This window comes from Brevibacillus brevis (assembly GCF_900637055.1).
Taxonomy (GTDB): Bacteria; Bacillota; Bacilli; order Brevibacillales; family Brevibacillaceae; genus Brevibacillus; species Brevibacillus brevis.
Genome location: NZ_LR134338.1, coordinates 5,522,877 through 5,541,905, shown reverse-complemented (window position 1 = coordinate 5,541,905; position 19,029 = coordinate 5,522,877). Strand labels below are relative to the sequence as shown.

Sequence of the window (19,029 nt, the reverse complement as noted above, 5' to 3'; positions counted from 1 at the left end):
TCAAAAGAAAAATCCCGTTCTGGTCTTAGAATAGACAGAAACGGGTTATAGACCACCTAACACTTTGCCAAGTACGGCAATATCGTCTTCGGATATTTCCTGATAGTCTTGCGAGCTAGATGCATGGGGGGAGCTGTCTACAGAATTCGTCCCCTTTCTTCTCAAGAAAGGAAATCCCATGCGTGTCTCTACCTCAAATTGAATGTATTTGTTCACTCTCTTCATTAATTCTGCTACTTGGGGAAGGGTGTACTCCCAAATATCCCATTTCTTCAAACCACAGTCCTTATGGAGATGAAAAAATAGATCGCCCCAATCAAGTGGCTCACCAGATTCCCTATCACGAATGGAGGAACTGTCACCCTCGCCACTCTCTACTTTTTTAAGCCGTTTAGGCCAATGAGAATGTTAATAAGCTTTTTGGCCGTCTCCAAATCACAATGTTCATCCAAGTACTCACGAGTAACCGTAGGGTAGTTGCGAAAGCCCAGAAGCAGGATATCGAATAAATCTTCTTCCTTGTTTTCGTAGGGGAGAAAATTAAGGATAATCGCGTCGATATGGACGGTTCCTAGTTTTTTCATCAGGATACGGGCGTCCTTTAAGGTCACAGGCGGAATCCGGTAGGTTTTGCCGTCACGCAGCATGATTTCACTATCATCTTCAAAGAAAATAGCTTCTACCAGATCAGCCTCCTCCTGTTTTTTGATACGCTCTACAGCTTCCTGGTTCATCATCTCAGCGTGTTTTTTTTCCAGAGCTTTTTGGTGGTTTAGCATGGAAGAATCCCTCCTTGAACAATGCCAGATTGTATTTGTTAAATATATCTACTTGCTAAAATGAGTTGTCGTTCGCTATGATTCGTTGTAAGTTATTCCCTTTGAAAAAAAGCAAGGCAAGAGCGAAGAGCACGGAGCTCTCCACTCAGCCTGCTTAACCTCGAAAGAGTTACACTTTTTTGGTCGATACGAAGCGTTTCACACTGCCTAGCTTGCCATCTGCTCGCTCTGGATCAATAACGGACAAGGAAATAGCGGAAGTGCTGGCTGTGGAGCGTGCCGCATCAATCGAGAAGCTGCCTTTTGCCATGCAGGAGAATAGCTCTGTTTCAATGCCTGCATAAGTTCCGTCTTTTTGCAGGAAAGAGCCGTGATGGACGACATGAACCGGGAATGGCACCTCATCCATCAAAATGTCGACCACGTCTACGGTTTCGATTCGCTGATAGTTGAATACCACATCTTCATTGAGCAGGGCAGGAGAGAAGATGAGACGAGCTTTATCTTCGCCGCCATCCTTGAAAGTATCTACCATGAACTCATCAGCTTGTGGTGCAGCAGACGTGCTCAATTTCACTTGTTTCAACAGGCGATTGCTATTTTTCAGACGAACAGCAAATCCGCCGCCGTTGAAGAGCTTGCCGCCAAACTCTACTTCACAAACACCAGCGTCGCCAGTGGATGCTGTGCGGTCCAGGCTGCCAGCAGTGACTGCTTTCTGCTCACCCAGCACGTATACATAGTCGCTCTTTTGCTCTTGCAGCTTGGAGCCCATCATGAGCTCAAGTGCGGCCAGATCAAATTTGGCATCCGTTGCGGTAATCTCAATGCTTTTCGATTTGACGAGAGTGTCGATGGCGAAGAGACCATCGCCGCCAAAGATATCCTCCATTTCAACATTCATGTCAATTTTCAGGTCCTGCATATTACCAAGCGTGATGACTTCGACGCCATTTCCATCTTTGGAAGCGCGTTTGGCAAGAAATTGACCGACACCTTTGATAATCATTTTTTTAGACAATGAAAGTCACTCCTTCTAGATAGGGGATTTGGGTGCTGTAGCTGAATCGTGTGGAAAGGGAACCGCGATCAGCTTGTCATAGGATAGACGGGGTTTTGAAATGTCTAACAAACTTGCAAAGTAAACTTCGTGATCAGTGTGAAACAGTACGCAGAGGAATGGCCCGTATCGGATTCCTGCTGAGAGACAACATACGTGTCCAATCCTTCTATTCCATTCATCGATAAGCTTTTGCCGTCTAAGAGATAGAAAAGATGGTTAGCAATTTGATGCGCCAGCCTGATATCGCCAGGCGTGATCACATCAAATCGGAAGAAGCTGGTGAGAAGGAAGGGATTGTCGGTGTCGCGCTTTCCGGAAGTTGCGTAGAAGGAAAGGAGAGGCTTCGCAACATCAGATAGCTGAGCGAGCTTTCTTTGCTTGATAATCTGCTTGGATAGAGAGTCCTTGTCTTCTGGAGCAATGCCGAGTAATGCGAGCACCCGACTATCCGTAGAAAGTAGTTCATAGAGATGATGATAGAGGTCGACAATCACGAATGATTCACCCCCTTTTGCTGAGAGTTTTTGGAACAAAATGTTCTCCTTCTACGTTCATAGGTTAGACAGATGAGGAAGATGTCTCCCTTGAAATACATATTCAGTCGTAATTAAGCCAGGAGGTCATAACATTGCGAAGTGAAATGATACAAATCATCATCCAACAGACCAAGGAAAAAGTCTCTGCGAAGACGCTCGAAGATCATGAAGCCGTTGTTGGGATTATGGCCATGGCCAAGAACTACACGCTGAATGAAGAAAGTGTGCGTCACATCATTCACGAGGTTTTTGATGGAGATAAGGAGCGAATGGCAAAGGCATTGACAGTAGCCAGCCATTTGATAGATGAAAGTTTGATTCAAAAAATCATCTCAGATGTAAAGTAAGCCCGTTTACAGCGGGCTTTTTCTTTTTAATTGGAGAAAACTCATTCGAAACTGTCTATTCTATCTCAGACGAAATAGAATCGAGGGGATAAGAATGAGAGATTCCAAAAAAGCCGTATTGTATGTCGTAATTATTGCCGCATTAGCTGAATTTCTACTAGGAGAAGATATCGATCGCGAAGGCTGGGAGGAGCTCAGTGACGCGCTCGGCATGGTAGGAATGGATCTGAACGAAGTTTTCACAGAAAATGATTCCTTGCTACTTGGATTTCAAAAAGTTTGTCAGGAATTTGGGAAGATGAATATGACAGAGGAAATGATAGAGGAATTATACGTAGAGGACCAGCTGGAATAAACGGCTGGTTTTTTTTTGTTTTCAAAATCCGCTTAATACATCTCAAATCGCTTCGTATAGATTCGACAAGAAGCAAAAGGAGGGGAGAAACCATGTACTATCAGATTAGTTTTTCGGCAGATGGAGAGCAGGTGCAGGTCATGAAATATACGTCGACCCAAGACACCCCCATAGCCGTTTTGGAAGAGTTCTTTCGCGAGCATGTTCAAGTGAATCCTGAGTCCCTAAAAGGAATCGGGATCGTCAGGATCGGTGGGTAGCATGGCTTGTCAGGGATGTGATTATGAAAAAGCCTGCCAAAAGAAGATGATAGTCAATGACATCGTGATGTCAGCAAAGGAACAAGATGTCGTGCCCATGACCTGTCGTTGTGTGGTTCATGACATTTGCCGTGATTGCCAATGGTACATGAAGCGTCAGTGTGCCTCATGGAAGATTTTGAATGGAAAAGTCTTCACGGCTGGTACCTTGCAAACATGTCCGAAAAAAATTTTGAAAGTTGGTTGCTAAATCCCTCCTCCAATTACCTAGTGTGATAGAGCAACTGTGAATAGGAGCATGAGGAGGGGATGAAGTACATGACAGATCAACTTCACCAAATGGACGAGTTATTTTTCGCAGGGAAAGTCGATGATTTTTTGCAGAAGGCAAAGGAAACCTGTGAAGCCAAGCTGACCGGGATGACGTTTGCCGGAATGACCCATGATGATGTCGTCCAAGAGGTTCTCTTGAAGGTGTATCGCACGATGAAGGATTACGACCAGGAAAAAGCAAGAGTGACTACCTTTGTCGATCATGTGATTACGAATAAAATTCGTGACTGCTTGCGGAAAGCCGGCACGCAAAAAAACCTGACAAACAGTAATGCGGTTCTTGTCTCTGGTGGAGATGAGAATGAAGAGGAAACGATGATCAGCCGTATTGCTGCTCCGAGTGAGGAGTTTCGATATGAGGAAGTAGAAATGATGATCGACATTATGGAGTATATGAAGCTGTCCACGCGAGACAAGCTGATTCTCCAGATGAGAAGCGAAGGCTATTACCATGAGGAAATTGGTCAGAAATTCAATATCAGCAAGGAAAGAGTGTGTCAGATCATCAAGGCGATTTTGAAACAGTACGGTGAGCTGTAGACATACACAAATAATCGATGAAAAGGAATGATCCAGCATGGCAGTTTTGTTGAAAAAGATGAATGAGGAATTGACCGAGGAGCTCTCCCATCAGGTCATTGGAAAATATGTACACGTTCCGACCAATATGCATGCAACACCTACAGCCGAAGGTGGAGAAGAAGAGGTAAATATTTGGTTCGGCGGTTGCGTAGCGGGCATTGAAAAAGCGGTCATTGCCTTCGATTACGAGAAGCAGGAATTTCGTGAGGAGCCGTTGACCTACACAAACTTTTTACTGACCGACGGTATGGGATACACGGTGAACCGACTCCATTCCGAGATTTATGAGATTACAAAGGAAGAATTCGAGCAAATGCTAGCAGATCATCTGGCTACTCAGGCTGCTGAGCTTGAAGCAGAGAAAAAGCTTCGTGAAGCGGCAGAGGAAATCTCGACAAATGAGGAGACGATGTAGTGCCATGAGACAGCCCACGATTGTCGCTTTCGAAGGAATTGACGCCAATGCGAAGGAAGCCCAAGCGGCGTTGCTAGAAGAAAATTTGAGATGCCTCGGATATAAAGTGAAAAGAGTATCGTTTCCGCGTTTAGATACCCCAATCGGAGCGGTCATTGGCATGTGGCTTCGCTGCGAAATTCAACTGGATGAGAAAGCGGTAGGAAAGCTTTTTGAAGCGGATTTTCTGGACTATCAGCGAGAAATGGCGCGGATTTCGAAGGAGAACGTTGATTTTATCATCATTGATCATTACGAACTGTCCAATTATTACTACTTCTATATAAAGGATACTCCTCTTTCTTGGTATGCCACGATGAGTGATTTGACGAAGCGACCCGATGCAACCTTTTTTCTGCGAACCGAAGTAGATGCGAATAATGCCATGCTGCTAAAGGTGCAGGAAGCCTATCTTTCCCTTGCCCATACTTCGCGCCGATCGGTACATACACTGGATACGGCAATCGGGGTGGAGAGAATGCAGAAAAACATTCTGCAGGCAGTCCATCAGCAACATCTGAAAAAGCGAGTTACGTGCTAACAAAGCTAATCGGCATTGTTGCGGCAGTGTTCATTCCCGCAAATGCTGTACTGCCAGCCGTAGAAAAGGGGCTGTCGGAAGTTCATCCTGTGATGAAACTGGCGAGGGACACAGAGAGGCAGTTGCATAGAAAAAAGGAGCTTGCAAACATAATCACACATGTTGCACCGAGACTTGATAAAGCTACCGTTGAGCTTTATACAGAAACGATTTTTGCATTATCCAAGCAATACGAAATAGATCCGGTTTTGATCATGGCGATGATCTGGCAGGAAAGCCGATTTCAGCACGATGCAATTTCCGGCAAGGGCGCGAGAGGATTATTACAAATCATGCCGAGCACAGGAAGCTGGCTGGGAGTTCACCCTGATGACCTGTTTGATCCAGTGATCAATCTACAGACAGGTATCAAGTATTTCGATCTCTTGCAAAAGAAATATGGAAACCTTCGTTTAAGTATCATCGCCTATAACCAAGGCGAGGGAAATGTCGACCGAAATCGTTATCACGATGGCTACTATACAAAAGTCATGACCCATTACAAAAAAATGAACGGCTTATTACAAGAATCATCAAGATAGGCTGGGAGGAGGTATTATGAGTGAACATGCCGTGTTCGTAAAACAGAGATTGGGCAAGAAAAAAGAACAATACTCCTTGTATAACATGGAGAATATTCGCCGCTGCAAGGAAGACAGTGAGTATCTCGGTGAAGTAATACTCGCAAATGAAGATCTCATTTGGCATTCTGTGCACAAATATATCGGAAAGCCGGAGACATTAGTGAAGCAATATTGCTTGGAAAAAGCAGATATCTTGCAATTGGGGAGAATGGGAATCATCAAAGCTATCAAAGCCTTTGATATTGCAAGAGGCGTGAAGTTTTCATCCTTTGCTGTCATCACGATTGTGAGGGAGATCAACTGCTTTTTGCGAGATAGCGGACATATTGTACGACCGACTAGAACGGCAACAACGATTCTCCAACAGATAAGTAAAATAGAAACAGACCTGGGATATCTCCCTACAATGGAAGAACTGTCCGAACTGTTGGGTGAAAATGTAGAACAGATCAAAAAAGCGCTGGATGTCGGTAGACCTGTGAAGTATTTACAGGAGCCATACTTGAATGGAGCCGCTTCTAGCAATGAAGCTGCCACCGCTATGGATGTCTTAAAGGATGAAGGACGTGACGTGGAGGAGTACGTGCTGGACAAGTTATATGTTGCTGCAATGCTTGCGCAACTGCAAAATCAAATCTCATCAAAAGAGTGGCAAGTCCTGCAATTAAGGATGTCAGGCTACAATCAGACGCAAACGGCAGATTTTTTAAATGTATCCCAAATGTGTGTATCAAGAACCATGAAAAAAATTCAGAATATTTCGAAAAATAAACTTTCCTAATCTTATTTTTCAATTCCCGCCTAAATAGGAGATAATGGAAGAGCACACCTATTATGAAAAGAGGTCGATCACAATATGAAATACTACAGACTCGGTGGCAGTGGATTGAAGGTATCAGCATTGGGATTAGGCACGAACTCATTCGGAGGGCGTGCGGATGAGCAAACGTCTGTAAACATCATTCATACCGCAATCGAAAACGGGATTACCTTTATTGATACGGCAAATATTTACACGCAAACAGAATCGGAGCGAATCATCGGGCTGGCGCTTTCAGGGAAGCGGCACGACGTCGTTTTAGCGACGAAGGCTGGTTTGGTAAAAGGCGAAGGACCGAATCAAAGAGGCTCATCGCGTTACCACCTCATGCTGGAGCTGGAGAACAGCTTGAAGCGTTTGCGCACCGATTATGTGGACTTATATCAAATTCATACGTTTGATCCAGAGACGCCTTTGGAAGAAACACTTCGCGCACTAGATGACATGGTTCGATCTGGGAAAGTGCGTTACATCGGTGCTTCCAACTATGCGGCCTGGGAATTGATGAAGGCAATTGGCATCAGTCAGCGGGAAGGGCTGAATCGTTACATATCGACGCAGGTCAGCTACTCGCTGGCAGATCGGACACCGGAGCGTGAACTCGTACCGCTTTGTCTTGACCAGGGGGTGGGGATCATTCCGTACTTCCCGCTTGCTGGCGGAATTTTAACAGGCAAATACACCTCCGCAGAACAGGCCCCAGCTGGTTCGCGTGCGGACAAGGAGCCGCGTTTTGTCCGGTTGCTGAGCGAAGACAAGCTGGAGTTTGGACGCAAAATCAGTCAGGTAGCGGCGGGTATTGGTGTATCCTCCAGTGTGCTATCTTTGGCTTGGCTCATGCACAAGCCGGCTGTCTCTTCGGTGATCGTAGGTGCGACCAGTGTAGGACAGCTTACGGATAATTTGCAAAGTGCAGCGTTAACGTTGGATGAAGCGACCTTGGCAGAGCTGGACCGATTGAGTGACACGTATCGAAACGGGGAACCATTTGCCGTATATCGTTTGCCGTAACAATGGTGACAACTGTCGATTAATACAGCCAGTTCCAAAGGCTCCCTTAAGGGGGCTTTTTTGTGTTCAGCATAGACCCCAAAGCCATGAGGGATAGTAAACATATCCCGAACTGGAAAAAGAGTGATTTGAGATGATCCATTCAGTAAAACAAGCGGCGCCCTTTCATTACTCGTTGGACGAAAATCTGGAAAAGGTGAAGAAAGAGCTGGGCAACAGCACAGACCTTGTGACGCGGCAAGTGCGTCTTGAGGCCATCGATCAGTTACTGGTGGGAATTTTGTACACAGAGGGTCTGGTCGATAAAAACATGATTAGCACCTTCCTGGAGTCTATCATGATCCATGCAAGAAAAACGGTTATCCCTACAGAGGCCGAGCGGGAAGTAGAGCCGTTGCTGCTCATGAAGGATTTCCTGCTAACGATGGGTGGAGTGGAAGAGGTATATGACTTTGACCATTTGTATGATGCGATACTGACCGGTGATACCGTTATTCTGGTAGAGGGATATACATACGGCTTTATCATCAATACGAAACAGTGGGAAGATCGTGGGGTACAAGAGCCTTCCGTGCAGACGGTGGTCCGCGGCTCCAGAGAAGCGTTTTCAGAAAACCTCCGGACCAATACGGCATTGGTACGCCGACGGATCAATAATCGCAATCTTTGGTTGGAGACCGTACAGATTGGGGAGATGACTCAAACCAAAGTCGCGATAATGTATATAAAAGGAGTCGTGCAGGATAGCGTAGTAGAAGAAGTGAGAGAGCGGCTGGGGCAGATCAAGATCGACGGTATTTTGGAGAGCGGGAACATCGAGGAAATGATTCAGGATCATACCTTTACTCCATTTCCGACGATTTACAATACGGAGCGTCCAGACTCGGTGGCTGCCGGGCTGCTGGAAGGGCGCGTCGCCATTCTGGTGGACGGTACACCGATTGTTTTGTTGGTACCAGCTGTCTTTGTCCAATTCTTCCAGTCTCCAGAGGATTATTACATGCGTGCGGATTTTGGGATCCTTCGTATTTTGCGGCTCATTTCTTTCTTTATCGCTTTGCTCGGTCCATCCATTTATGTCGCCATTACCACCTTTCATCAGGAAATGCTGCAAACCAACCTAATCATGAGCATTGCTGCCCAGCGTGAAGGAGTGCCATTCCCTGCTGCAGTCGAGGCGATGTTAATGGAGTTTACTTTTGAAATGCTGCGAGAGGCAGGGGTACGCATGCCGAGGGCGGTTGGATCCGCGATTTCCATCGTAGGAGCACTCGTATTGGGGGAAGCTGCCGTGCAGGCAGGACTGGTTTCACCCGCTACCGTCATCGTCGTTTCCATTACGGCTATCACCAGCTTTGTCTTCCCTTCCTTTTCCATGTCCATTCCGATTCGACTGTTGCGGTTCGGCTTGATCGCACTTGCCGCTAGCTTTGGTTTTATCGGCATATTTGTGGGAATGATCACCTTGTGCATTCACCTGTGCACCTTGCGCTCGTTTGGTGTCCCGTATATGGCTCCGCTTGCCCCTATGAATCTGTCTGATCAAAAGGATACGCTGCTTCGGATTCCGATCTGGATGATGCATACGCGTCCCCATTTTTTGCGCCAGAAAAACAGCGTCAGAGAACGAAAAAGTAAAATATAGCGCAAGTATCGTGCCGATGTGATGATAAATTATTAGCCGAGGTGGAGACGGCATGAAACGAAAAGGTGTGTTCCTCCTGGCCCTGACTCTTCTCGTTTTGATGACAGGCTGCTGGAATCGTAGAGAATTGAATGATTTGGCGATCGTCATGGGGACAGGTATCGACAAGATTGACGGGCAATATGTGATTTCCGCCCAAATCGTCAATCCTGGAGCGGTAGCCTCAACTGAAAGTGGGAAGATAAGTCAATCAGCTGTTGCCACTTACAGTATGCGGGGATCGAGCATTTTTGAGGGAATCCGGAGAATGACAACGGAAACGCCCAGAAGGCTGTATTTTTCCCATATCCAGGTGCTGGTTTTGGGGGAGCAGGTAGCAAGAGAAGGGATAAAAGAAGCACTGGACTTGTTATTTCGCGATCATGAGGTTCGACCCGATTTTTATGTCATTCTGGCGAAGGATACAACAGCTCTTCAAATCCTCAGCATGATCGACCCGTTGGAAAAAATCCCCGCGACGAAGCTCTATAAAAGCTTGGAAACGGGAGAGAAAGCCTGGGGGTCGATTGTCTCCATGCGATTGGATGAAGTCATTGCTGATTTGCTCCGGGAAGGTGTAGAGCCGGTTTTGGTAGGCGCTACGCTGAAAGGGAAGGTACGTACGGGTTCAACCGATATAAGCTCCCAAAAAGATAGCCAGCCCAATCTGTTGAGGTACCAGGACATTGGGGTCTTCAAAAAAGATAAGCTGCTGGGTTGGTTGAACGAAGAGGAAAGCATCGGATTCAGCTATATCACAGACAAAGTGGACAGTACAGTAGAAGAAATTCCTTGTGACAAAAAACATAAAATCGTCGTTGAGATCATTCGGAGCAAAACAACGGTCAACGGGAAGGTGAAGAATGGCAATCCGCAAATAGAAGTCAGTGTTTCGGCAGAAGGGAATGTAGGCGAGGTGGCGTGTCCGAAAGATTTGTCCAATCCCCAAACCATATACAAATTGGAGGCGGATGTGGAAAAGAGGATCAGGGAGAAAATCGTAAGTGCCATCCATAAAACGCAAAAGCAATACCACTCCGATGTTTTGGGATTTGGGCAGTCGATCTACCACAATGACCCTAAAGGCTGGAAGAAGGTAAAGGAAGATTGGGATTCCAAATTCACCGACCTGAACGTGAAGGTAAAAGTGGACGTCAGGCTCAGGCGGACAGGAAAGGTGGGCAATTCGTTTATTCCTTTCATAAAAAAGGATTAGAGCATAACTTTTTCCATCTGGGGAAATGGTAAAGGTATTCCAGCGAAAAAGTAGGTGCGCCGCATAGCATGTGGACCATCATAATGATTTTGCTGATCAGCCTACTGATTGCCCTCGTTGAGGTGCCTTATTTGAGAAAGAACGCGATGAACAAGGAATTGCTGGTTTTCTTCATTTTGCTTGTAGTCGGGACGGGACTTGGCATAGCCGAATCGCTTGAGGCCAACATTCCGAACCCGTTGGACTGGATCACATTTGTCTATAAACCATTCAGCGACTTCATTTTTGGAATTGTGGAATGAAGCAGTAGCCAGCAGCGAGGCGGGGGAGCGAGAGGAATTGATTGACAACGGTCATATTAGCGCAAGGCAATTTATGATACTCGTGACGCTTTTTGCAATTGGCGACGCGATTTTGTACGTTCCCTCCCTTACTGCAACCGCTGCCCAGCAAGATGCGTGGCTCTCCGCCCTCATAGGGTGGGGGGAAGGCTTTCTTTTGACTTATCTGTATGTTTCGCTTAGCATGCGCTACCCAAACAAGTCGATCTTTCAGTACAGTGAGGATATATTGGGAAAATGGTTGGGAAAAGTGGTGGCTATCCTGTTTATCACTTATTTCTTCATCGACGCTTCGCTCATGCTGATGGAGATTGGCGATTTTGTCACGACACAGATTATGCAGGAGACCCCCATTGAAATTATTCTTGTCCTTTTTACAGTAATCATCGTCATGGGGGTTCGCAGTGGAGCAGAAGCCTTTTCTCGGGTAAGTGAGCTGTTGTTTCCGTATTTTCTGTTGCTGTTTTTTGTCTTAATCGTATTTATCTCCCCCCAGATCAAAATAGAAAATGTGAAGCCTGTCCTTGCGCATGGCATGGCGCCTGTATTTGGGGGGAACTTCCGGTACATGGGTTATTTGCTGGAAACAGTCATTCTGATCGTAATGTTTCCCTTGGTAAAGCGGCCAGCGAGTGCCGCCAAAGCGTATATCTTGGGCAGCCTTTTTTCTAATTTCTTCCTGATAATGATTACGTCTGTGGCAATCTTGGTCTTGGGTGCTGATATTACCGTACTGCTCGCCTACCCGAGCTATACACTTGCGCAAAAAATCAGTATCGGTAATTTTTTTGAGCGAATCGAAGTGTTGATGGCCGTCATTTGGTTTATTACGCTCTTTGTCAAAATTACCATTTGCTTTTATGCGACGAGCCGTGGAATCGCATATACGCTGGGGTTGCGGGATTATCGCCAATTGACACTTCCGCTGGGGATGATCATGATCGTGGTGGCATTGGCGACGATGCCTAACCGCCCTTATTTTGATACTTTTGTTTCGGAAATTTGGATGCCTTATTCCCTAACGTACGGTTTGTTTTTGCCCATTCTCTTATTGAGTGTGGGGGCCCTAAGAAGAAAAAAAACAGTCTGCTAGAAGTGCGGCAGACTGTTTTTTTGTGACTACGAATTCATTGTCTTACTCAGCAGCCATGCTGCTTTCTTTCAAGATAACGTCATGTGCGCCGCCTTCTACCAAGCTGGTAGCAGAGATGACGGTGATCCGCGCTTTTTGTTGAAGCTCTGAGATGGAGAGCGAACCGCAATTGCACATGGTCGATTTGATTTTGCTCAAGGTACGGTCCATGTTCTCGCGCAGGCTTCCCGCGTATGGGACGTAGGAGTCTACGCCTTCTTCAAAGACGAGACTGCTTTTTCCGCCAGTGTCATAGCGTTGCCAGTTGCGAGCGCGGTTGGAGCCTTCTCCCCAGTATTCTTTCACGAAGTTGTTGCCGATCTTCACTTTTTTGGTCGGGCTTTCGTCGAAGCGAGCGAAGTAACGGCCCAGCATGACAAAGTCTGCACCCATAGCTAAAGCCAGTGTCACGTGGTAGTCGTGTACGATTCCGCCGTCAGAGCAGAGCGGAACGTAAATGCCTGTTTCCTTGAAGTACTCGTCGCGAGCTGCTGCCACTTCAATGAGGGAAGAGGCTTGACCGCGTCCGATTCCTTTTTGCTCGCGGGTAATGCAGATGGAGCCGCCGCCAATCCCTACTTTTATGAAATCTGCGCCCGATTCCACGAGGTAGCGGAAGCCTTCCTTATCGACGACATTACCTGCACCGATCGGAACATTGAAGTTTTCTTTTACATATTGAACCGTCTCGCGCTGCCATTCGCTGAAGCCGTCGGAGGAGTCGATGACCAGAATATCAACGCCTGCTTCCACCAACGCAGGGACGCGCTCCTTGTAGTCCTTTGTATTGATACCAGCACCTACGATATAGCTTTTGTTCGCGTCCAAGAGGGACAGCGGATTGTTTTTGCGGGAATCGTAGTCTTTGCGGAAAACGAGGAAGTCGAGATTTTGATTTTCATCTACGATTGGCAAGCAGTTGAGCTTGTGCTCCCAGATCAGGTCGTTGGCTTCGGAGAGCGTGATGCCGGATTTGCCATAGATCAGCTTCGAGAATGGTGTCATGATGTCGCTGACGAGTTTGTCCAAAGAGTCGCGGCTGATGCGATAATCGCGTCCGGTTACGATTCCGAGCAACTTGCCTTTTGCCGTACCATCTTCCGTAATGGCAACGGTGGAGTGGCCTGTCGCCTCTTTCAATTCCAAAATGTCTTTCAGCGTATGGCTTGGTGTCAGGTTGGAGCGGCTAACGACGAAACCAGCCTTGTAGCCTTTTGCTTTGCGAACCATGGTTGCCTGGCTCTCGATGGACTGGGAGCCAAAAATAAACGAAATACCGCCACATCTAGCCAATGCGACCGCCATATGATGGTCGGAAACTGCTTGCATGACTGCGGATGAGAACGGTATGTTTAGTGTGATGGCAGGCTTTTCACCTTTTTTATACTTGGTAATCGGAGTGGATAAGTCCACATTGTTCGGAGTGCATTCTTTTGTGGTGAGATTTGGCAACAGCAAAAACTCATTAAACGTCCGAGATGGTTCTGTGTAATAAAAAGCCACGATTCTCTCCTCCTAGGTGAAGTTGGTCTCCATTTTTTGAACTGCCTCTTTAAACAGAGAAATTTTTACCATGTTAACCGCGAAGCACGACAACGTCAATAGGGAATCGATAGAAGGAGAGATTTCTTTGCTAAAATTGCGAACAGGTCATGAACAACGCCAGCTTTTGGGGCAAATTTCGTTAGAAGATTCGTACATTTTGTACGGGAATATGTACGTGCGAACGGACAGGAGCGTCGTCGTAACGGACAGCGTTCAGGGAGAAGTAACCGTCATCGGGTCTTACTTGAAAGGGATGCCGTTTCATGCGTTTTCTCTTCATGTAGTAGAGGGGGAGAAAAATTACGAGGTGGAGCCGATACTCTCCTATATGAAAGAAGTGCTAGACGGCAGCCTGTCAGATGGACAAAAGGGCGTGATTGCACTAGCAGAGCCTCTCCTGACGCGCGTACAGATTCCGAATATACTCGCCACACGTACCATGCGTCTGATGAAACTTACAGATCCAGAGCGTCTTTTACCTGTGGGCGAATCACGAATACTGGAGTTATCCGAAGCACAGATCGTGGAGGATATGGCGGCAGAGCTCGGCATGATTAGTTTCCGGGCGGAGGAAGTAGCCGAAATGCCGCACATCGCGCTCTTTTCGGAAGATGGCGAGCCAATGGCCGTAGCAGGCTTTCATGTCTATGACGAAGCCTACGTAGAAATCGGGAACATTGGAACATCTGTTCATCATTGGCAAAAAGGGTTGGGTACGCAAATCAGCTCAGATATTTCCCGGATCGGCTTGGAGAAGTCTGCGAATGTTTATTTGATGGTCTTTGCGGATAATCCGACTGCGATGCACGTATATGAGAAGCTCGGTTTTGTCACGGTATCTTCTTACGCTTTTATTGAATTTGTCCTTTAGAATAGAAAAAGAGAGGACAAGTGTCCCCTCCTATCAATTTAATCGGCCTTTAAATTCAACAGGTACAATCATCGTAAAGCAAGGTCCATCTGGATCGTTGCGGGCATCGATCGTCCCTTTATGTGCTTCCAAGACGGCACGGGCAATCGCAAGTCCAAGCCCATGCTTGCCCGACTTTCCTTTGCGGAAACGCTGGAACAAATTCGGCAGCAGCGCCTCCTCAATGGGTGGCCCATCATTGGAAATCGCGACGACGACGCTTTTTCCCGCGTGTCTTCCTGTGATAGTCAGTCGGCTTTTGGCGTAGCGCAGTTGATTTTCCATGATATTGACGAACGCAGTGCTCAATTGCTCGCCGTCTCCCTCTACGATCAAGTCAGCTGCCAGATTTAACTCCCACTCGATTTGCGGATTGAGCACGGAGAGCCGCTGTTTCAACAGGTGCATCATCTCTGACAGGTCGACGCGGTCGACTTGCATCATTTGGGAGACAGACTCGATCTTCGTGATGTACAAGAGCTGTCCGACGACCTTTTCGAGGCGCTTGCTCTCTTCCATGATGATAGAAAGTCCTTTTTCAGCCTGAGGTCCCTGGAAGACGCCTTCGATGAGTCCTTGCGTATATCCTTGAATCGCCATAATCGGTGTTTTGAGCTCATGGGAAATATTTTGGACAAAATGCTGCTGCGACTCGTCGTATTCCTTCAGTTGGTTTTTCATCATATCGAAAGAGCGGGCGAGCTGTCCGATCTCATCTCCGCGATCCATCGCAAGCGGGATATCGAACTGACGACGGGCGATCTTTTTGCACAACTCTTCAAGTGTGCGCAGCGGTCTGCTCAAATACCCGCTAAACCACACGGCCAACAGCCAGCTTACGAGCAGCAGCAGACCAAACACGAGTAAAAACTGACGTGTCAAAATCGAGTTGATCTGGTTGAGCTCCTGTTCCTTGGAGAACAGCACCATGTAGTAAGGGAAGCCGTGGTAGTCCATTTTTTTGCTGACGAACAAATAGCTCTCGGCTCCACGGTCCAGCGAACCATGCTGCAGCTTTTGGCTTGGGTATGTGGCTGCTTTTAGGAACAGCTCCTTGGTATCCTCATACGGAATGCGGCCATTGGTATTGCTCCGGCGACCCAGCTCCTGACCGTTTTCAGCATAGACGATCATATCAAATGAGTACTCATAACGTTGGAGCAAGAGCTGTAAAAAGTAAGGGGCCGCAGCCGGGACAGGCAGCAGCTCATTATGCTCGTTGAAGGAGATATGCTGAGATAAGGTGTAAAACTCTTCTTCCAAGAGCGAGTAAGTGTTGGAGACCAGGTACTGTTTGACAGCCATTGGATACCCGATACCAAGGCCAACCCCGAGGACGCTTGTCAGGATCATGAACAAAATGAGGATTTGCCTGGATATCGGCAGGTTTTTCAGTCGGAATTTGCTCATAGACGTGTCATACGGTAGCCGAAGCCATAGACCGTCTCCAATGGAAACTTGGGCATTTTCTTGCGGATACGCTTCACCAAGTCATCGACAGCCCTGTCTGAGCCGATGTAGTCTTCCCCCCAGATGGAAGTCAGAATCTGCTCGCGATTCAAGGCCAGACCTTGATTGTGCAAAAGGTAGACGATTAGCTCGAATTCTTTTGTAGTTAGATCAATGAGTTCGTCGCCTTCTTTTACTTGTCTGCCTTTTTCTGAGATCATATAAGGATCAACCGTTACCCAATCTTGGAAAGTTTGGGTAGAGGAAGCAGTGCCATTGGACTTCTCATAGGTACGCTGTAGCAGCTTTTTCGCACGGATGACCAGTTCACGTGGTAGAAATGGTTTCGCCAAGTAGTCATCGCTGCCCAGTTCCAGTCCGATGATTTTATCGACATCCTGATCGCGAGCAGAGATGAAGATGATGGGTACATTCGACTTTTCGCGGATAAGGCGCAAGAGCTCGTAGCCGTCGATGTCGGGCATCATGATGTCCAATATCCACAGATGTGGTTGTGTTTCTTCATCAAGTAACGGCAAGACGTCCTTGCCACTAGAAAACGCTTTCACCTGCAATCCGGCACTTTGCAAATAGGATTGCAGCAGCTCCAACAGGTTCGTTTCATCGTCCACCAGATAGACGAGGTAGGGGGTATTCATGGATTTCGGCCTCGCTTTGCATCTGTTTTATATCAATATTGTAGCATAGCCAAAAACAAGATGTGTGGCACGGACGTATGAGAATCGTGGAAAACGTGTGGAAGCAGGATTCACCTGTATCCTTCTGGAAAAAGAAACAGGGGAAAAAACAACAACGAGAGATGGAAAGGAGCGATTCATATGAAACGAACAGTCAAATCGTCTCTCATGGTACTAGCCTTCATGCTCTTAACTACGGCCTGCGGTCAAAAGCCGGTGGACACCCAACCGAGTCCGCAGATGCCTGATCCGATTGTGCAAACGCCACCGGAAACGAATCAGCCCATCCAATATGCGTATAAGGCACCGATGACAGGACTTGGCAGTCACGAAAATCTGGGGAGCAAACGACCGATCATGGTGATGATCAACAATGCTCCGCCCGCCCGTCCACAAACAGGCATCAACAAAGCGGACATGATTTATGAGGTATTGTCAGAAGGGGAAATGACCCGCTTTCTTGCGATATTCCAAAGCCAAACACCAGAAGTAATCGGACCTGTCCGCAGTATCCGCCCTTATTTTATCCAGATCGGGACTGGCTTTGATGCGGTCCTCGTTCACGCGGGAGGCAGTCCGGATGCACTGGAAACTTTGGCGCGAAAAGACCTCAGTCATCTGGATGAAATCCCGAACGGTCAATACTTTTGGCGAGAAAAATTCCGCAAAATGCCACATAACCTGTATACCAAGCCAGAGCTCTTGGAAAAAGCGATGCAGGATAAAGGGATGCGTCAAACGGCAGAGGTGCCTCACTTCACGTTCCTGCCGGAGGATGCCGAGATCAAGGAAGGCGAGCCTGCTACACAGGTAGATCTGACGTTCCACTCATTGAATAAAGCTGCTTTTACATATGATGCCGAGCAAAAGAAATACATGCGCTTCACAGCAGGCAAGCCGCATTTGGACTTGAGCGACAAGAAACAGTTGTCCACGACCAATCTGTTGGTCATCACTGCCAAACACCGTGTGCTGGATAAAGAAGGGCGTCTATCGGTCGATGTAATTGGTCCGGGGGACGGTTATTTATTCCAGCAAGGAAAAGCGCGCAAGGTCAAATGGAAGCGTAGCAATGGTGTCATCCGTGTCTATGAGGACGCGGCTCTGACGCAAGAAGCACCGCTTTTGCCAGGAAATACATGGGTGGCCATATTGCCGAACTCACCGGGTCTGTCGAAGTCGCTCAAGTTCCAGTAAGGATTAGGGCTTGCGGATGAAGGCGGTTTCTTCTAAGATAATTGTTGAAGCTTTAGTGCTTAAAAATTGTACAGTGAGAAACCGCTCGAAAAGACGGACTATATAACAGAGGTGACAGACATGCAATTGGAAAAATTAAAAGGGAAAGGCCTCGAACAGTTGTTTGAAGCAGTTCTTTCCCTGGAAACGATGGAAGAGTGCTATCAGTTTTTTGACGATCTGTGCACAGTGAACGAAATGCAGTCACTCGCACAGCGCCTGGAAGTGGCGAGAATGCTCCGCAAAGGCTTTACTTACAATCAGATTGAAGCAGAGACCGGCGCAAGTACGGCGACCATTTCCCGCGTCAAACGCTGTTTGAACTATGGAAATGACGGATACCAGATGGCGCTCGAGCGGATCGGAAAATAGCTAGGAGGCAGGCAACGTTGATTGACTATCGTGGCTGGCGCCATACATTTAAACTAGACCCGGATAAAACAATCGATGACGAGGCCTTGGAGGCGATTTGCGAGTCCGGAACAGATGCGATCATTGTAGGCGGTACGTACGGTGTGACCTATGACAATACGCTCGAATTGATGTCGCGATTGCGTCGTTACGCAGTACCGGCTGTCTTGGAGATTTCCTCGCTGGATGCGGTTGTGCCGGGATTTGATTCGTACTTGATCCCGCTCGTACTGAACGCTGGCGATCCAGACTGGATTTTTGCTCCGCATGTATCGGGGCTTCAAGCGTTTGGTGCTTATATTCATTGGGATGAAATCATTACAGAAGGATATATCATCGCCAATCCAGAAGCGGGCGTAGCAGAGCTGACGAAAGCACGTCCGATTGCGGATGCCTCGCAGGCCAAAGCGTACGCACAGGTAGCGACGAACATTTGCCGATTGCCGATTGTCTACATGGAGTACAGCGGTACATACGGCGATCCGGCGATCGTCAAGGCAGCCAAAGCAGGCGCGGGCGAAGCCCACCTCTTTTATGGCGGAGGGATTCGTAACCCGGAGCAAGCGGCAGAAATGGCTGCGATTGCAGATACGGTTGTCGTTGGGAATGTCATTTATGATGATTTAGCTGCTGCGCTTTCTACTGTGAAGGCTGTAAAAGGAACCCGAAACTAAAAAAGACCACCACTCCCATGAGCTGTTAC

24 protein-coding genes are annotated in these 19,029 nt (G+C 47.3%); 17 read left to right on the top strand and 7 right to left on the bottom strand.

Annotated elements, in window-relative coordinates; all coding sequences use genetic code 11:
* Positions 1-45: 45 nt before the first annotated feature.
* From EL268_RS26890 to EL268_RS26875, 4 genes are all read right to left on the bottom strand, one after another.
* Positions 46-276: a hypothetical protein gene (locus EL268_RS26890; protein WP_232030104.1), complete on the bottom strand. Its 231-nt coding sequence runs from the start codon at positions 274-276 to the stop codon at positions 46-48.
* A 98-nt stretch (positions 277-374) separates the two neighbouring features.
* Positions 375-779, bottom strand: a complete 405-nt coding sequence (locus EL268_RS26885) for a hypothetical protein (protein WP_106652515.1) — start codon at positions 777-779, stop codon at positions 375-377.
* A 169-nt stretch (positions 780-948) separates the two neighbouring features.
* Complete coding sequence (locus EL268_RS26880; protein WP_106652516.1) at positions 949-1,800, bottom strand: hypothetical protein; 852 nt, start codon at positions 1,798-1,800, stop codon at positions 949-951.
* Positions 1,801-1,904: 104 nt separating this feature from the next.
* Complete coding sequence (locus tag EL268_RS26875; protein ID WP_232030101.1) at positions 1,905-2,375, bottom strand: hypothetical protein; 471 nt, start codon at positions 2,373-2,375, stop codon at positions 1,905-1,907.
* A gap of 95 nt (positions 2,376-2,470) precedes the next feature.
* On the opposite strand from EL268_RS26875, the gene EL268_RS26870 reads away from it, so the two are divergent.
* From EL268_RS26870 to EL268_RS26810, 13 genes are all read left to right on the top strand, one after another.
* Positions 2,471-2,725: a hypothetical protein gene (locus EL268_RS26870; RefSeq protein WP_106652517.1), complete on the top strand. Its 255-nt coding sequence runs from the start codon at positions 2,471-2,473 to the stop codon at positions 2,723-2,725.
* A gap of 94 nt (positions 2,726-2,819) precedes the next feature.
* A complete protein-coding gene (locus EL268_RS26865; RefSeq protein ID WP_106652518.1) occupies positions 2,820-3,080 on the top strand; it encodes a hypothetical protein in 261 nt (86 codons plus the stop codon).
* A 92-nt stretch (positions 3,081-3,172) separates the two neighbouring features.
* Positions 3,173-3,340, top strand: a complete 168-nt coding sequence (locus EL268_RS33015) for a hypothetical protein (RefSeq protein WP_164724532.1) — start codon at positions 3,173-3,175, stop codon at positions 3,338-3,340.
* A gap of 318 nt (positions 3,341-3,658) precedes the next feature.
* Positions 3,659-4,213: a sigma-70 family RNA polymerase sigma factor gene (locus EL268_RS26855; RefSeq protein ID WP_106652520.1), complete on the top strand. Its 555-nt coding sequence runs from the start codon at positions 3,659-3,661 to the stop codon at positions 4,211-4,213.
* A gap of 37 nt (positions 4,214-4,250) precedes the next feature.
* The gene (locus tag EL268_RS26850) at positions 4,251-4,670 is read left to right on the top strand and encodes a hypothetical protein (RefSeq protein ID WP_106652521.1); all 420 of its coding nucleotides are present in this window, start codon (positions 4,251-4,253) and stop codon (positions 4,668-4,670) included.
* A gap of 4 nt (positions 4,671-4,674) precedes the next feature.
* Positions 4,675-5,250 carry a nucleoside/nucleotide kinase family protein gene (locus tag EL268_RS26845; RefSeq protein WP_106652522.1) on the top strand — a complete coding sequence of 192 codons (576 nt, stop codon included), beginning with the start codon at positions 4,675-4,677 and terminating at the stop codon, positions 5,248-5,250.
* Positions 5,244-5,831, top strand: coding sequence for a lytic transglycosylase domain-containing protein (locus EL268_RS26840; protein WP_106652523.1), 588 nt, complete (start codon positions 5,244-5,246; stop codon positions 5,829-5,831). The genes EL268_RS26845 and EL268_RS26840 overlap by 7 nt, the downstream gene beginning before the upstream one ends.
* A 16-nt stretch (positions 5,832-5,847) precedes the next feature.
* Positions 5,848-6,654: a sigma-70 family RNA polymerase sigma factor gene (locus tag EL268_RS26835; RefSeq protein ID WP_106652524.1), complete on the top strand. Its 807-nt coding sequence runs from the start codon at positions 5,848-5,850 to the stop codon at positions 6,652-6,654.
* Positions 6,655-6,729: 75 nt separating this feature from the next.
* The gene (locus EL268_RS26830; RefSeq protein ID WP_106652525.1) at positions 6,730-7,704 is read left to right on the top strand and encodes an aldo/keto reductase; all 975 of its coding nucleotides are present in this window, start codon (positions 6,730-6,732) and stop codon (positions 7,702-7,704) included.
* 133 nt (positions 7,705-7,837) lie between these two features.
* On the top strand, positions 7,838-9,349 hold the full coding sequence (locus EL268_RS26825; protein ID WP_106652526.1) for a spore germination protein: 1,512 nt from the start codon (positions 7,838-7,840) through the stop codon (positions 9,347-9,349).
* Between the two features lie 52 nt (positions 9,350-9,401).
* Complete coding sequence (locus tag EL268_RS26820; protein ID WP_106652527.1) at positions 9,402-10,604, top strand: Ger(x)C family spore germination protein; 1,203 nt, start codon at positions 9,402-9,404, stop codon at positions 10,602-10,604.
* Positions 10,605-10,672: 68 nt separating this feature from the next.
* Positions 10,673-10,906, top strand: coding sequence for a hypothetical protein (locus EL268_RS26815; protein ID WP_106652528.1), 234 nt, complete (start codon positions 10,673-10,675; stop codon positions 10,904-10,906).
* A 37-nt stretch (positions 10,907-10,943) separates the two neighbouring features.
* On the top strand, positions 10,944-12,038 hold the full coding sequence (locus EL268_RS26810; RefSeq protein WP_106652529.1) for a GerAB/ArcD/ProY family transporter: 1,095 nt from the start codon (positions 10,944-10,946) through the stop codon (positions 12,036-12,038).
* Positions 12,039-12,080: 42 nt separating this feature from the next.
* Here the strand turns inward: EL268_RS26810 and EL268_RS26805 are convergent, their stop codons facing one another.
* A complete protein-coding gene (locus tag EL268_RS26805; protein ID WP_106652530.1) occupies positions 12,081-13,580 on the bottom strand; it encodes an IMP dehydrogenase in 1,500 nt (499 codons plus the stop codon).
* A gap of 127 nt (positions 13,581-13,707) precedes the next feature.
* Here EL268_RS26805 and EL268_RS26800 point away from each other — a divergent pair, with 127 nt between their 5' ends.
* Entirely contained in the window at positions 13,708-14,493 is a 786-nt protein-coding gene (locus EL268_RS26800) for a GNAT family N-acetyltransferase (RefSeq protein WP_232030099.1), read from the top strand.
* Between the two features lie 33 nt (positions 14,494-14,526).
* On the opposite strand, the gene EL268_RS26795 is transcribed toward EL268_RS26800, so the two are convergent.
* Both EL268_RS26795 and EL268_RS26790 read right to left on the bottom strand, forming a co-directional pair.
* Positions 14,527-15,942: a sensor histidine kinase gene (locus tag EL268_RS26795; RefSeq protein ID WP_106652531.1), complete on the bottom strand. Its 1,416-nt coding sequence runs from the start codon at positions 15,940-15,942 to the stop codon at positions 14,527-14,529.
* The gene (locus EL268_RS26790; RefSeq protein WP_106652532.1) at positions 15,939-16,640 is read right to left on the bottom strand and encodes a response regulator transcription factor; all 702 of its coding nucleotides are present in this window, start codon (positions 16,638-16,640) and stop codon (positions 15,939-15,941) included. Before EL268_RS26790 ends, EL268_RS26795 begins: the two co-directional genes overlap by 4 nt.
* A gap of 180 nt (positions 16,641-16,820) precedes the next feature.
* On the opposite strand from EL268_RS26790, the gene EL268_RS26785 reads away from it, so the two are divergent.
* The 3 genes from EL268_RS26785 (at position 16,821) to pcrB (ending at position 19,000) form a co-directional block, all read left to right on the top strand.
* The gene (locus EL268_RS26785; RefSeq protein WP_106652533.1) at positions 16,821-17,876 is read left to right on the top strand and encodes a DUF3048 domain-containing protein; all 1,056 of its coding nucleotides are present in this window, start codon (positions 16,821-16,823) and stop codon (positions 17,874-17,876) included.
* Between the two features lie 120 nt (positions 17,877-17,996).
* The gene (locus tag EL268_RS26780) at positions 17,997-18,287 is read left to right on the top strand and encodes a YerC/YecD family TrpR-related protein (RefSeq protein WP_007717484.1); all 291 of its coding nucleotides are present in this window, start codon (positions 17,997-17,999) and stop codon (positions 18,285-18,287) included.
* A 17-nt stretch (positions 18,288-18,304) separates the two neighbouring features.
* Entirely contained in the window at positions 18,305-19,000 is a 696-nt protein-coding gene (pcrB, locus tag EL268_RS26775) for a heptaprenylglyceryl phosphate synthase (protein WP_106652534.1), read from the top strand.
* The last annotated feature ends 29 nt before the right edge of the window (positions 19,001-19,029 follow it).